Below are 12,920 nucleotides of genomic sequence, written 5' to 3'. Positions count from 1 at the left end.
AAATTTCTATCGGTTTCATTTCCGATTTATGGTAGTTTTTTCCGATTTATGGAAAACTATTTAAGTAAGTCGTTTAAAATATTATTGTAGTTGTTTTCTCTTTGTGCCGAATTGTATTTTGTGCTAAATGTTCCTTTTTTAATAAAATCATCATAAACTTTTTCAGAAATATAATCACTTGTCTTTAACCAATTCATAAAATCAAAATGCTTTATTTTATGTAATCTTTCTTCTTTAATCATTCTTTGAAATATAAAACTAAAATCTGCATAAAAATCAATAATATGTTTTTCAGCATAGGTTTTAAATATTAGAAAGTTGGTGTTGTCATCTCCCTTAAAAATATCTTCATATTGGTTTTTAACCCTGTTATTATCATGTATTTTGTCTATTTTTAATTTATAAATTGATTCAAAATGTTTTAATTTATATTGAAGATAATTTTTGTTAATTCCGCTTACATTACGCAACTGTACATATTTTTGATTTAAAAAAGATTTAACTACATGATCTATAATTGAGGTTGAGCATTGATTAAAATCTTTAGTTTTAAAACCTCGATAATCTTCTCTTTTAATTACCTCAAAAAGTGTTTTTTTATCTAACGAACATAATTTTTTATATTCATTTTCTGCATTTTCAATTCTTTGAATTTCTTCTATTATAAAATCATACTCGTTTTTATGATTGTTTTTATTAAAATATTTTTGATAATAGTAATAAAACATATCTTCTTGACTTACATAATCCATACACGCCAGTATATTTTTAGTTTACAAGTTAAAATCGCTCAACTCTTTAGATAAGTTGGTTTTTAATTCCTTTTCTAAATGTTTTACAATTGATACTAAATTGCTATCATATTCATAATCATCATTCTCACCGAAAAACTCCTTTGATGATTTACAAATTTCTTCTTCCTTTTCTACACATTCTAAAACTTTCTCTGTTAAACTTTCAATGTTTTTTTCAGATGGGTTATTTAATGTTAACAATGAAATTTTAAATAAATCTGAATTATTGTATTTTGAATTTTCAAAACGGTTAATTAATTTTTGTGTCATAGTCTTAATTATTTATTTGTTAGTATTTTGTTTATTTCTCATCATTACAAGTAAAAATGCTCTTTGGTTTGGTGTTAAATCTTCTACTTTGTCAGGTAATTTTTGCTTGTTTTCATTGATCTTTTTAGTTTTGTCTTGATTAACTTTATTGGGTTGTAAGTTGCTTTTTACACTAAGATTATACTTGTTATTTTCTAACTCAAAACCAGTGTTTGTTAAATAAACTTTGCCTTTAACCGTCAATAACAATTCTTCTTTATTTAATACAATTGGACTTTTGCCAAACTTTCGGTTAAAAATCCTATCCATTGTCATAAAGTAAAACACTTGTAAAACTTCATTTGTGTTTCCAATCTCAACTTCTCTATTGTATAATTCTATAAACAATTGATCTTCTAGAAATATCATTCTATTAAAAAAAAATAACATAGAATCTTCTATATTAACTTTACTAGAAAAACGTAAAGTAAATTCGCTGTTTTTTGTGCAATTCTTTTTCATAATTTATATATACAAAAATTCAATGTTTATTTAACCACCGTAATAATTCGTTGCATAGTATCTTTTATATTCTCAATGATAAAGTTTACAAAAGGTTGTTTATTGTTGTTTATTTGTGCTGTTTCTAATGCGTTGTAGTATTTTAAACGGTTATCTGCATCGCCTTTTAAAATAGCAATAGGGAAACCATTTTGTAATAAAATCAAGTTCATTAACAGCCGTGAAGTTCTACCGTTACCGTCTATAAATGGGTGTATTGTTACTAAACGTTCGTGCATTTCAGCACTTAATACAACTGGGTGTAAGTGGTTTTTGTTTTCGTTGTACCAAATAAATAAACTTTCCATTTCTTTCTGTACTAAATAAGGCTGTGGCGGTACGTGTTTTGCACCCGAAATAAGTACCTGCACATTGCGATACTTTCCTGCATTTTCGTTATTAATACCTTGCAATATTAAACGGTGTATTTGCAATATATCACGTTCGGTAATGTTATTTTTATCTTTTGCCAGTTCTTTAATAAACTCTATTGCGTGGGCGTGGTTTATTGCCTCTAAATGTTCGTTTAATGTTTTACCGCCAATGGTTAAACCTTTTTCAATTACTAACGCTGTTTCTTGTAAGGTTAATGTATTGCCCTCTATTTTATTACTTTCGTAAGTATATTCTATATCAAACGCCTTTGTAACTTTTTCGCCCTGTTGGTTGCGTAAATGGTTCAGTTCGTTTTTTAATTCGTCTAATTGTATTAATTCGTTTTTCATTTTACTTTGTATTTGTTATTGGTTACTTACTTTTTTTATTACTTTCATTGTCGGCTCTTGTTTTTGGTTCATCTGTTCAAAGAACTGCATAAATAAATCGGCATTGGCATCTTTATCGGCTCTTTGATTAATGTACTTTAAAAACATTTGTTCTGTGGTGTGCCCAGTAATTCCAATTAGTACGGCTGTTGGCATCATCTTGTAAAAATTGGTTGCAAACGAACGCCTGAAACAATGCGAGGTTATTAATTCATATTTCGGAAAAGTTGCAAACTCTCGTCTGTTTGTTTTGTTGTTGAATTTGTAACCTTTAATCTTTTGGTTAATTTTGGCAATCTCACAAACCTTTGATATGTATTTATTAAAACGTTGGTGCGATATTGGTTTAGGAAAATCATTTGTAAGAATATCTACAACATAATCTTTTACAACGCCAATTGTAACGTGCTTTTTTGTTTTCTGTTGAATTATATCTACATATACGCCTTTTGCGTTAATTCGTAAATTATCGGTTGTTAAACTTAATAAATCGCTACCACGTTGCCCAATGTAACAACCGATCAAAATCCATTTTTTTACTTCGTTTAATATTGGCGTAGGCATTTCGGTATTTTGTATTTGTTCCAATTCATCAAAAGACAATGTTTGTATGTGTTTATCATCTTCGGACTCTTTAAACGATTTTAGTTTTGTTGAATGTGGTGTTACCTCAACATCGTTTTTTTGGGCATCAATACAAACGGTTTTAATCATTTCAAATTGTCGCCCTGCATAATTAACCGAATAACCTTTATCTTTAAGTAACCAGTTTTTAAACTTGTCTGTAAACGTCTTGTTTAATTCTTTAAATTGTATTTGTTTCTTAATGTGTTTTTGATAATTGTTAATAAGATTTTTAAATAGTTTGTAGTTTTTTAAAGTGTTAGGACTTAAACCAATCTTGTTATTTCGTACTTCTCTTGTGTTAGCGTTATCAATAATGTATTGAATGTAATTAACAAAAATAGAATTATCGGTTTTCTCAACACGGTTAAAACATTTGTTTATGCAATCATCTAACCAATCGGCATCAATTAGTACACTTTGTGTTAAATCTTCGTTGTAACGGTCAAAAATGTAGTTTTCTAACTTATTAAGTTTAGAAATAAGGTTTTTATTTTCTGCTGTGGTTTGTTTAGGTAGGTTTGTTTTGTCGCTCCAGTCTTTCGTGTTAACCACGAAACCCGTTTTCTTTTGCAGTTTTATTGTTCTGCCTGCTGTAAAACTAATGTAGATTTGTAAACTTTCGGTTTTGCCTCGAATAAAGTACTTAATAGATGCCATTTTGATAATGAATTACTGAACATTCAAATATACAATTAAATAAAATCTTTCCGAACATCTTCCGAACATTTGTTACTTTTTATTCTATTTTATACAATTTCATTCAATAGGTTTTTAAATTAATATTCTTTGTTAAGTGTTGATTTTATTGGGTTTTTAAGAGTGTTTATTGAGGTTTGTAGAATTGCAAAAAAGTATGTGGTTTAGTTTAGGTTCGAGTCCTATCGCCCGCACAAAAACCTCTGATTCATTTGAATTGGAGGTTTTTTTATTTATAGTTTAAAATTGCTTGTTTCTATACTAAAAACAAAATCCCAAACGTTAAAGTGTTAAAAAATAATTATATGCGTTTATTTCTATTGTTATTTTGCATCATAACATTCAAAGGGTTTGCTCAACAAAAGCAAAGTTTCTATTTTAATTATAACGAAAATGAATTCTCTCTAACTGAAAAACAAAAAATTGATGACTGGATAAAACTTTATCCTAATCTAACTGTTTTAAAGGTTGAAGGTTTTTGTGATTGGGTAGGAAATAATCAGTACAATAACGAACTTTCAGACAAAAGAATTCAAACTGTGTTAAACTATTTAAAAGGCAAGGTTACAATTGATAAGGCAATTAGTACAAAATCTTTTGGAAAGCAATTTAAGCAAAATGAAACCCAAGATTTGAACAGAAGGGTAGATGTTTTCTTTACTTATGCAATAGATGAAGATGAAAAGGAAAAAAAATTGGATAAAAGACTAGATGCTGCTAAAGCGGGTGAAAAAATAAAATTAAAAAACCTGAATTTTAATGGTGGAACAGCAGTTTTTAAATCTCATTCATATCCTGTTTTAAAAGAATTGCTACAAATAATGAGATCAAATCCGAATTTGAAGATTGAAATTCAAGGGCATATTTGCTGCTATACTGAATCGGATGAGAATGATATTTCAGCAAAAAGAGCTTTGGCTGTTTATAAATACCTTATTAAAGGCGGAATTGATAAAAAGCGATTAAAGTATAAAAGTTTTGGGGGATCACAACCTATTTATGCTATTCCCGAGCAAAACGAAGAAGAACGAGAGGCTAATCGAAGAGTTGAAATTTTAATAATAGAAAAATAAAACAGAATAGCTTTTCTAAATACTTTTTAGTTACTTCGTATTTTAATTTTTTAAAATGAAATTCACTTCTCACGAATACAATCTACTTAAAATCATCATTGCTAAGGTGCTGGAACAGAACAGTGCTTTTGCAAATAATGAAAGCAAAACAAAAGTACTGAAAGATTTATACGAGCGATTAGAACTTGAAAAAATTGTAATGGGCGTGTATCTGCACGAGTTAAATATGCAGATTAGAATCTATGTGAGCCAGAATGAACTTGCTGATGATTTGAAAACTCAATTAGAAAACCTATCGGCAAAAATGAAACGAAAATCGCATGCCACTCGATAAGTTTATCAAAATGAAAAGTTAGTTGCGTAAATATTTTTAAACATTTCCTTTAACTACATTATCTTTGCAAAAATTGTATTTGTTGTAAATGAACGCAAAGATAAAAAAAGGGCTTATATATACCGGTATTGCTTTGGTAGCAGTGGCTGGTTTACTGTTGATTGCACCGCTGTTGTTCAAAAAGCAGATTGAACAAGCCGTGAAAGACGCTGCAAAAGAATTCGTGGTTACTCCTGTGAATTTTACCGATTTAAACGTATCGTTTTTTACCAATTTTCCGCATTTAAGTGTGTCTTTGCAGCAGTTAAGCATTCAGGCACCACCTGCTTTCGGTACTATGCAAACGGTAGAAAGCAATTCGGTTGATTTGGGAATTGATGTGCTTAGCTTGTTTTCTGACCAAATTAAATTCACAAAATTGTATGTGAATGAGGGAAAAATGAATGTAGTAACCGACAGTTTAGGCAATTTTTCGTTTGCTATTTTTAAATCTTCTGAAGAACCTTCCACTGATAGTTCTTTTTCTTTGGCATTGAACAAAATTCAGGTTAAAAACACCGATGTTTTGTATCAAGACAATCCATCGAAAATAAAAATTCAAACCAAGATTACCAATATTAATGGCGATGTTCAGGTAACCGACAAATACATTCATTTGGAAACCGAAACCGATATTAAATCGCTTTTTTTTCAATTGGATAAAAGTGTTTTGGTAGATCATAAACCTTTGAAAGGTGCTATAAATACCAAAGTACAACTCAATCCAATGATTGTTGAATTTAAAGAAAACCAGCTGCAGTTGGCGCAGTTGCCATTAAATGTGTTGGGGAAAATAGCGGTTCTTGAAAAAGGAATCGATTTTGATTTAAACGTGCAATCAAATCAAGCATCGTTAGAAAATTTGTTTTCGCTTGTTCCGCAAGAATATCAAAAATGGTATGATGGAATGGTGTTTAAAGGCACATCAAACATTCATTTATTATTCCAAGGATTGATGCAAGAAGGCGTTTCAAAGCCCAATTTAAACATTAAGCTCGATATTGCCAACGGATCAATCGCTGCCAAACAGTTTCAAAACGTTCCGGTTGAAAATTTGCATACAAAAACCGAACTGAACCTGCCGCAATTAAATCCAGATTCCTTGGCAATTAATGTGTCTAACTTTACTTTTAATATAGATAAAGGTTTTGCAAAAGGCAAGGCTTTATACCGTTTTCCGATGTATGTGGATGCATCTGTAAACGCAGATTTGAATGTGTCGCAACTTTGGCAAACACTTGCTGTTTCGGGCATGCAGTTGAAAGGAGATGTGGTATTGAATGCAACAGCAAAAGGAAATTACACCACCAAAAACAGTACCAACAAACAAGGTGTTGCAACTTCAGAAATCATTGAAATACCAGCGTTTAACATTCAGGCAAATTGGCAAAAAGGCTATTTTCAATGGACAGAGATGCCTTTGGCAATCAATAATTTGAGTTTTGATTTAGAGGCTGAAAATACCAGCGGAAACTATAAGCATACCAAAGTTTTTATACAGAATTTAATGGCACAAGCAGCATCGAATTTTGTAAAAGGTACTTTGAAAATAGACAATTTAATTGATTATACGACCGATACCGATTTGCAGGCAGTTGTGAATTTGGCCGATATAAAAAAGATTTTTCCGATAAAAGAAGTCGATTTTGGTGGCGAACTAAAGATTAACACCAAAGCAAAGGGAAGTTTTAATTTAGAACAAAACAAAATTCCGGTAACTCAATCCATTGTAAAAATGAAAAACGGTTATTTGAGATACAACAGTTTGCCCGATTTGCCTTTGGAAAAAGTAAATGTAGAAACGCATATTTCATCGCCAAGTGGTTCGTTGAATGATTTGCGTGTAAACGTGTTGCCTATCTCGTTTGTTTTGGCAGATGAGCCTTTTAAAATCGATGCCAATTTGTTCAATTTCAACAATCTTACTTTCGATTTGGGTACAAAAGGAAAATTAAATTTGGGCAATTTATACAAGGTTTGTGCAATTGATGGATTAAGCGTTGCCGGAGAATTGGAAACCGATGTGAAGCTGAAAGGAAAAGGCACTGCAAACGATCCTTCATCATTGAATAATCGCGGTTTTGTGCTGTTGAAAGATATTCACATTAAATCGGAATATTTTCCACATGATTTTGTGTTTACCGAAGGTGTTTTTAAGTTTTATAAAAAGCAAATGAAACTAGAAAATATCAAAATGAATTATGCCAAGCAAACCTTTGTTTTAAATGGTGATTTAGAAAATTATATCAATTATTTTTTAACTCCGAATGCTACTTTAAAAGGAAAATTGACCGTTAGTTCGCAGTTTGTCGATGTAAATTCGTTTATGTTGCCAGCAAATCCAAACGCATCAAAAACAAAAGCTGCAACAAATACTACTGGTGGAAGCGTGATTTTAGTTCCCGATAAAATCGATTTTGAGCTTACCGCAAATGCCCAAAAAGTAAAATTCAACGATTTGCAATTAGATGATTTAAGCGGTGTTTTAAAAGTTTATGATCAAAAATTGGCATTGCAAGAAGCAAAATTTGGTTTAATTGATACGCAGTTTTTGTTAAACGGAACATATCAACCTATTAACAGTCAAAGTGCCTTGTTTGATTTCGCGATCGATGCTCAGCAATTTGATATTCAAAAAGCATATAAACAGTTGAATTTATTCAGAGAAATGGCTCCGGCAGCTGCAAATGCTTCAGGACAGGTTTCGTTGAAATACCAGCTAAAAGGCGTTTTGAACAAAGAAATGTATCCAGATATGAAATCGATAAAAGGTTCGGGCGATTTAATTTTAGAGAATATTCAGTTTAAAGGTTTTAAGTTGTTTAATGCCGTGGCAAAAGAAACCAATACCGATGCTTTGCGCGATGCCAATGTGAAAAATGTGGTGGTGAAAACATCCATTGCCAATAATGTGATGACCATTGAACGAACCAAATTCAAGATTGCAGGCTTTCGTCCGCGAGTAGAAGGCAAGGTTACATTAGACGGAAAAATGAATTTGGGCATGTGTTTGGGCTTGCCGCCTTTTGGAATTATTGGCATTCCAATTACGGTAAACGGCACAAGTGATGATTTAAACATAAAATTGGGCAAATACAAAGAAGAAAATCTAACCGAAGACGACGAAGATTACGAAGCGTATAAAAAATCAATCGACACATTAAATCAACAATAATTATTAAACCCCATGAAATTTATCTTATTAGCCTTATTTGCTGCCATTTCTTTTAATTTAAAAGCACAACAAACTAACGCGATGCCTTTGGGAGGATATGAAGAATTCCTAGACAACCTTTTTAAAGAGGTAACTATTCCAGATGAAATGCACAATGCCAATAAAGGTTTTATTAAAATTTCTGTTGATAGCTTGGCAAATGCCAAACTGCTTATGATAAAGCCATACCAGAAAGAGTTTTTTGTGGAACTTCAAAAATTTATAGCAACCAGTAAATGGACAGCCGCTGTTGAAAATGGAATCACAAAAAAGAGTGTTGTTCAAATTCCGTTGGCTTTTAAAGATAGCTCTAAACCTCAAAATACCAAAGCAGCACCTAAAACCAGTAGTCATGAATTTTACAGCTATTTTGCGAAGAATATAAATCCGAAAATTTTTAAACAAAATGAAATTATTTGTAATGCCAAGTTTTCAGTACATAAAGATGGAAGTTTAGAATTAATTTCAATTGATGAAAATAGCGCAGTATTATTCGATGAGCTGAAAAGATTATTTGCAGGAGCTGAAAAGTGGAATCCCGAAATAAAGAACGGCATACCTGTTACCTCTATAAATAACTTTAAATTAACAATCAGAAAATGAAACACTTAGCTACAAGCGTTTTTTTGTTTTTATCATTATTATCTTACGCTCAAGATACTACTACTATTTATTCAGAAAAAAATCTGGAATTATTGGCACAATCTATTGCTAATAACATGTGAATTCCATTAAATTATTACGAAAACGAGGGATTTACTATTCAAATAAAAGTAGATAGTTTGGCAAATGCACAATTGACTTCTTTAAATCCTTACATTAGTGGTTTTTATAAAGAACTTCAAACTTTTTTGAAAGGCACGGCTTGGATTGCCACTAAAAACAATTTTCAGATATATACTTTACCTGTTAAATTAGATAAGCAAAAGATTGCGAATATGCAAAAAGCTCAGCCTAAAGAAGGAATGAATGCGTTTTATGAATCATTTATGAAGTATATTTTTTCTACTTACTATAGAAATTTTAAATATTCGTCGTACAAAATAAATTTTGAGGTTGATGATAAAGGAAAAATCTCTATTTATGAAATCACACCTGCTGATGGAGCCTTTCGTTTTGAGGTAAAACGTTTTTTAGAACGAAAAGCAGGTCTTTGGATTCCAGCAAAAATTGACGGAAAACCTGTGAAATCTACTTTTACCTTACCTATTAAATTTCAGTAATTTAGTGCGTATTTTGAAAGAAAAAATAAATATATTTGCAAAACATTAAATGGTTTAAAAAATGAAAACATTAAAAGGAATATCATTATTATTTATGGCTGCTGCTTTCATGGTAAGCTGTAAACAAACTTCAAACGAACAAAAAGAAAACACTGCTGAAACTACAGAAAAAGTAGCATCAACAGAAGTTGCTGGAACCATGCAAAAAGCTACTTTTCAGGTAGAAGGTATGTCTTGTGCAGTGGGTTGTGCAAAAGTTATAGAAGGCAAATTGGCAAAAATGGACGGTGTGAAAACCGCTACTGTTGATTTTGACTCTAAAACCGCTACTGTAGAGTTCGATGATGCAAAGCAGAACACAGACGCTATTAAAAAAATGGTGGAAGAAATTGCTGATGGTGCATACAAGGTGGAGAATTTAACTGTTGCTAAAGAAGTGGCAATGGTTTTTCAAGACGATAAAACAGCACAAAAAAAATGTTGTTCTTCTAAAAAAGACGGAAAATCTTGTGGGGACAAAAAAGACGATAAAAAGAAAAAAGACGGCTGTTGCAGTAAAGACAAAAAAGATAAAAAAACAACTACAAAGCAAAATATCATCTAAAAAAAAACTCTTGAGCAATCAAGAGTTTTCTTTTTTATTTGTTGGTCCATTCCAGCGATTCCATAATTTTTTTCATATCTTCTTCAATATATTTTGTTGCCGGATAGATTGAATCAAAATTGGGTTTAGCATAAAAATATAAAGTACCCACCACAAAATTTTTAGTACTGTCGGTTGCGTAAAATTGCACATTAGTGGCGGCGTCGCCAATTACCCGATAAAACATTCCATATACCTTTTTTTCTGGATGTTCGTACACCGATTCTTGTATATCATCTGCTTTAATGGTATGGTTGTAGGTTAATTTTTGCGCATCTTTCAAAAGCATCGTTAAGTTATTTTCCACAGGGCGATAATTCATATAAATACTTGCCTTCATTTTTGGGTAATCAATCTTAAAAGAACAAGCTTCTTCTGGGCTTATAACTGCCGATTGGTTTTTACTGAACTTAAAATTACAATTGGGGTACACATAGCTTTCGTAAGTCGCTGTTGGATATTCTAAGCTTAAAAATCCATCGGGTTTTGGAGTAACATTTTCTGTGCAACTTACTAAAAAAAGCGCTGTAATAGAGGCATATAAAAAAGAAATTTTTTTCATGGATTGGTTAACTTAATGTTTTGTGAATAAGTGTTTTGTGAATGATAACCGCTGCAAAAGAGCATCTTGTGTTAAAAAGGTAAATCATTCAGTTTGTCGTAATCTGCAATTTTCGGAATTTCAAAATTGTTCAAACGATCGTCGTCAGCGTGTTTCATTGCTTTTGTTTTAGAATCAATATCTTTTTTAATGGTTAAAAAGATAAATTCTGTTACCTGAATTTCGGTAGTGTGTTTGGTGGTTCCGTCTTCGGTTTGCCAATGGCGCGTACGAATTTTTCCTTCCACGTAAATTTTATCGCCTTTACTTAAATATTTTTCACACAATTCGGCCGCTTTATTTCTAAAAACCAAATTGTGCCATTCGGTAGATGTAATTTTCTCGTTGGTGGTTTTGTTGATATAAACTTCGTTGGTAGCAATAGAAAAGCGAGCGATTGAATTACCACCTTCAAAATAATGCATTTTCACATCGTCTCCTAAATGACCTATTAAAGTTACTTTGTTTAAAGTTCCGTACATGATATTATTACTTATCAACCAAAAGTACTAATTTTTTTCAAGCTTAAGAAAATCTTTTAGAAAATTCCAAATCACAATAGGGTAGGCATATTTGTGCAAATCGTTAAGGGAAACTTTTTGTTGGTTTGGTGCAAATGCAGCTATATCTATTTCATAAAAATTAATATGCAGTTGCTGGTGCGATAGTTTGTGTTTAATGCTGTTTGCGGTCACTTTTTTTATGGTGCTGTTCGGAAATCGGTTGGATAAATCGGTAAAAAGTTTTTCTTCGTTGATTGAAGATGTTTCAATAAGAGGCAGTTCAAACAATTGTTGCCAAATGTCTTTTTCGGTGCGTTGCTGAATTGCTATTTCATGGTTTTTTCTTAAAATAAGATAATTCAAATAGCGGTTTTTAACGCTGATTTTTTTGTTTTTAGTAGGAAGGATACTGGTTTCGTTTCTTAAAAAAGCCACGCAGTTTTCATTAAAAATACAGGTGCTGCATTTCGGGTTTGCAGGCAAGCAAACCATCGCTCCAAAATCCATAATGGCATGATTGAATAAATCGGGCTGTTCCTTTGAAATTAATTCATTTGCTAAATTTTGAAAAATGGTGCGGTTTTTAGCAACAGCTGTGTCTTCATAAATTCCAAAAAATCGAGCCAAAACCCTAAAAACATTACCATCAACCACAGCTACGGTTTCTTTAAATGCAAATGAGGCAATGGCGGCGGCTGTGTAAGGTCCAATTCCTTTCAATTGAATAATATCGCTGTATTTTTCAGGAAACCGATTGTTTAAATCAAAATAAATGGTTTTAGCCGCAGTGTGTAAATTCCGGGCACGCGAATAGTAGCCCAAACCTTGCCACAATTTCAAAACCGCATCTTCGTTTGCCGTTGCCAAATCTTTTAATGTAGGAAAATTTTCTATAAAAGCTTCATAGTACGGAGTGCCTTGTTCCACCCGGGTTTGTTGCAAAATAATTTCAGAAAGCCATATATAATAAGCGTTTGTGGTGTTTCGCCACGGTAAATCTCGTTTGTTTTTTTGATACCAATGTAGCAGTTGGTCGGTAAAATCCATGCGTATTATTTTCAGATGTAAAGGTAGTTTTTTTAGCTGTTTTTGTAGTAAAAATCCATTTAATTTAAAATGAGTAACTTTGTGTAGAGTAGAAACAAAAAATAAAGTTATGCTAAAAATCAAGACATACAGTCAAGAGAACACACCGAATACTAATGAAAAGGAAGCAATTTTAAACTTTCTCTACAAAAATTTAGAGCAATACGGCGATCCCATGCAAGATATTGAAAAATGTATGGATTATGCCTTAAAAATCACACCTTCTTTTGGCGGATTTGTGGCTACGGCTACTTTAGACGATCAAATTGTTGGTGCTGTGATTGTAAACGAAACCGGTATGAAAGATTATATTCCTGAAAATATTTTGGTATATATCGCAACAGATGCCACCCAACGCGGAAAAGGTATTGGTAAACAATTAATGCAACACGCGATTGAAAAAGCCAATGGAAATATTGCCCTACACGTGGAACCCGATAATCCTGCTATAAAACTTTACGAAAAACTAGGCTTTACAAACAAGTATTTAGAAATGCGTTTAACCAAATAATT

At 31.8% G+C, this 12,920-nt stretch carries 16 protein-coding genes; 8 read left to right on the top strand and 8 right to left on the bottom strand.

Annotated elements, in window-relative coordinates:
- Positions 1-56: 56 nt before the first annotated feature.
- The 5 genes from MG290_RS07700 to MG290_RS07680 are packed head-to-tail and all read right to left on the bottom strand — an operon-like array spanning position 57 to position 3,652.
- Positions 57-728, bottom strand: coding sequence for a hypothetical protein (locus MG290_RS07700; RefSeq protein WP_264560770.1), 672 nt, complete (start codon positions 726-728; stop codon positions 57-59).
- 45 nt (positions 729-773) lie between these two features.
- A complete protein-coding gene (locus MG290_RS07695; RefSeq protein ID WP_264560769.1) occupies positions 774-1,064 on the bottom strand; it encodes a hypothetical protein in 291 nt (96 codons plus the stop codon).
- Between the two features lie 12 nt (positions 1,065-1,076).
- Complete coding sequence (locus MG290_RS07690) at positions 1,077-1,565, bottom strand: hypothetical protein (RefSeq protein ID WP_264560768.1); 489 nt, start codon at positions 1,563-1,565, stop codon at positions 1,077-1,079.
- A 26-nt stretch (positions 1,566-1,591) separates the two neighbouring features.
- On the bottom strand, positions 1,592-2,329 hold the full coding sequence (locus tag MG290_RS07685; RefSeq protein ID WP_264560767.1) for a Fic family protein: 738 nt from the start codon (positions 2,327-2,329) through the stop codon (positions 1,592-1,594).
- A 15-nt stretch (positions 2,330-2,344) separates the two neighbouring features.
- Entirely contained in the window at positions 2,345-3,652 is a 1,308-nt protein-coding gene (locus MG290_RS07680; protein ID WP_264560766.1) for a tyrosine-type recombinase/integrase, read from the bottom strand.
- A 344-nt stretch (positions 3,653-3,996) separates the two neighbouring features.
- Here MG290_RS07680 and MG290_RS07675 point away from each other — a divergent pair, with 344 nt between their 5' ends.
- The 7 genes from MG290_RS07675 to MG290_RS07645 all read left to right on the top strand — a co-directional run bounded on the left by MG290_RS07675 (position 3,997) and on the right by MG290_RS07645 (position 10,178).
- Entirely contained in the window at positions 3,997-4,764 is a 768-nt protein-coding gene (locus MG290_RS07675; RefSeq protein ID WP_264560765.1) for an OmpA family protein, read from the top strand.
- A 55-nt stretch (positions 4,765-4,819) separates the two neighbouring features.
- Positions 4,820-5,098, top strand: a complete 279-nt coding sequence (locus MG290_RS07670) for a hypothetical protein (RefSeq protein ID WP_264560764.1) — start codon at positions 4,820-4,822, stop codon at positions 5,096-5,098.
- 88 nt (positions 5,099-5,186) lie between these two features.
- A complete protein-coding gene (locus MG290_RS07665; protein WP_264560763.1) occupies positions 5,187-8,312 on the top strand; it encodes an AsmA-like C-terminal region-containing protein in 3,126 nt (1,041 codons plus the stop codon).
- Between the two features lie 12 nt (positions 8,313-8,324).
- Positions 8,325-8,954 carry a hypothetical protein gene (locus tag MG290_RS07660; protein ID WP_264560762.1) on the top strand — a complete coding sequence of 210 codons (630 nt, stop codon included), beginning with the start codon at positions 8,325-8,327 and terminating at the stop codon, positions 8,952-8,954.
- Positions 8,951-9,076: a hypothetical protein gene (locus tag MG290_RS07655; RefSeq protein WP_272585134.1), complete on the top strand. Its 126-nt coding sequence runs from the start codon at positions 8,951-8,953 to the stop codon at positions 9,074-9,076. The genes MG290_RS07660 and MG290_RS07655 overlap by 4 nt, the downstream gene beginning before the upstream one ends.
- Positions 9,077-9,133: 57 nt before the next feature.
- Positions 9,134-9,574 carry an energy transducer TonB gene (locus MG290_RS07650; RefSeq protein ID WP_264560761.1) on the top strand — a complete coding sequence of 147 codons (441 nt, stop codon included), beginning with the start codon at positions 9,134-9,136 and terminating at the stop codon, positions 9,572-9,574.
- Between the two features lie 61 nt (positions 9,575-9,635).
- Positions 9,636-10,178: a heavy-metal-associated domain-containing protein gene (locus MG290_RS07645; RefSeq protein WP_264560760.1), complete on the top strand. Its 543-nt coding sequence runs from the start codon at positions 9,636-9,638 to the stop codon at positions 10,176-10,178.
- A 34-nt stretch (positions 10,179-10,212) separates the two neighbouring features.
- Here MG290_RS07645 and gldD read toward each other — a convergent pair whose 3' ends face one another.
- The 3 genes from gldD to mutY all read right to left on the bottom strand — a co-directional run bounded on the left by gldD (position 10,213) and on the right by mutY (position 12,368).
- Positions 10,213-10,779, bottom strand: coding sequence for a gliding motility lipoprotein GldD (gene gldD / locus MG290_RS07640; RefSeq protein ID WP_264560759.1), 567 nt, complete (start codon positions 10,777-10,779; stop codon positions 10,213-10,215).
- Between the two features lie 71 nt (positions 10,780-10,850).
- Positions 10,851-11,300, bottom strand: coding sequence for a single-stranded DNA-binding protein (locus MG290_RS07635; RefSeq protein WP_257499773.1), 450 nt, complete (start codon positions 11,298-11,300; stop codon positions 10,851-10,853).
- Positions 11,301-11,327: 27 nt separating this feature from the next.
- Entirely contained in the window at positions 11,328-12,368 is a 1,041-nt protein-coding gene (gene mutY, locus MG290_RS07630) for an A/G-specific adenine glycosylase (protein WP_264560758.1), read from the bottom strand.
- Positions 12,369-12,477: 109 nt separating this feature from the next.
- On the opposite strand from mutY, the gene MG290_RS07625 reads away from it, so the two are divergent.
- Positions 12,478-12,918, top strand: a complete 441-nt coding sequence (locus MG290_RS07625) for a GNAT family N-acetyltransferase (RefSeq protein WP_264560757.1) — start codon at positions 12,478-12,480, stop codon at positions 12,916-12,918.
- Positions 12,919-12,920: the final 2 nt, after the last annotated feature.

Origin of the sequence: Flavobacterium sp. CBA20B-1 (genome assembly GCF_028473145.1) — a bacterium.
Taxonomy (GTDB): domain Bacteria; phylum Bacteroidota; class Bacteroidia; order Flavobacteriales; family Flavobacteriaceae; genus Flavobacterium.
This window is presented reverse-complemented; position numbering and strand designations above follow the sequence as displayed.

Coding starts and splice junctions, on each gene's coding strand:
- MG290_RS07700 (WP_264560770.1), bottom strand. CDS start 728: ATGTTTTATTACTATTATCAAAAATATTTTAATAAAAACAATCATAAA.
- mutY (WP_264560758.1), bottom strand. CDS start 12,368: ATGGATTTTACCGACCAACTGCTACATTGGTATCAAAAAAACAAACGA.
- MG290_RS07670 (WP_264560764.1), top strand. CDS start 4,820: ATGAAATTCACTTCTCACGAATACAATCTACTTAAAATCATCATTGCT.
- MG290_RS07695 (WP_264560769.1), bottom strand. CDS start 1,064: ATGACACAAAAATTAATTAACCGTTTTGAAAATTCAAAATACAATAAT.
- MG290_RS07685 (WP_264560767.1), bottom strand. CDS start 2,329: ATGAAAAACGAATTAATACAATTAGACGAATTAAAAAACGAACTGAAC.
- MG290_RS07655 (WP_272585134.1), top strand. CDS start 8,951: ATGAAACACTTAGCTACAAGCGTTTTTTTGTTTTTATCATTATTATCT.
- gldD (WP_264560759.1), bottom strand. CDS start 10,779: ATGAAAAAAATTTCTTTTTTATATGCCTCTATTACAGCGCTTTTTTTA.
- MG290_RS07625 (WP_264560757.1), top strand. CDS start 12,478: ATGCTAAAAATCAAGACATACAGTCAAGAGAACACACCGAATACTAAT.
- MG290_RS07660 (WP_264560762.1), top strand. CDS start 8,325: ATGAAATTTATCTTATTAGCCTTATTTGCTGCCATTTCTTTTAATTTA.
- MG290_RS07680 (WP_264560766.1), bottom strand. CDS start 3,652: ATGGCATCTATTAAGTACTTTATTCGAGGCAAAACCGAAAGTTTACAA.
- MG290_RS07635 (WP_257499773.1), bottom strand. CDS start 11,300: ATGTACGGAACTTTAAACAAAGTAACTTTAATAGGTCATTTAGGAGAC.
- MG290_RS07645 (WP_264560760.1), top strand. CDS start 9,636: ATGAAAACATTAAAAGGAATATCATTATTATTTATGGCTGCTGCTTTC.
- MG290_RS07690 (WP_264560768.1), bottom strand. CDS start 1,565: ATGAAAAAGAATTGCACAAAAAACAGCGAATTTACTTTACGTTTTTCT.
- MG290_RS07675 (WP_264560765.1), top strand. CDS start 3,997: ATGCGTTTATTTCTATTGTTATTTTGCATCATAACATTCAAAGGGTTT.
- MG290_RS07665 (WP_264560763.1), top strand. CDS start 5,187: ATGAACGCAAAGATAAAAAAAGGGCTTATATATACCGGTATTGCTTTG.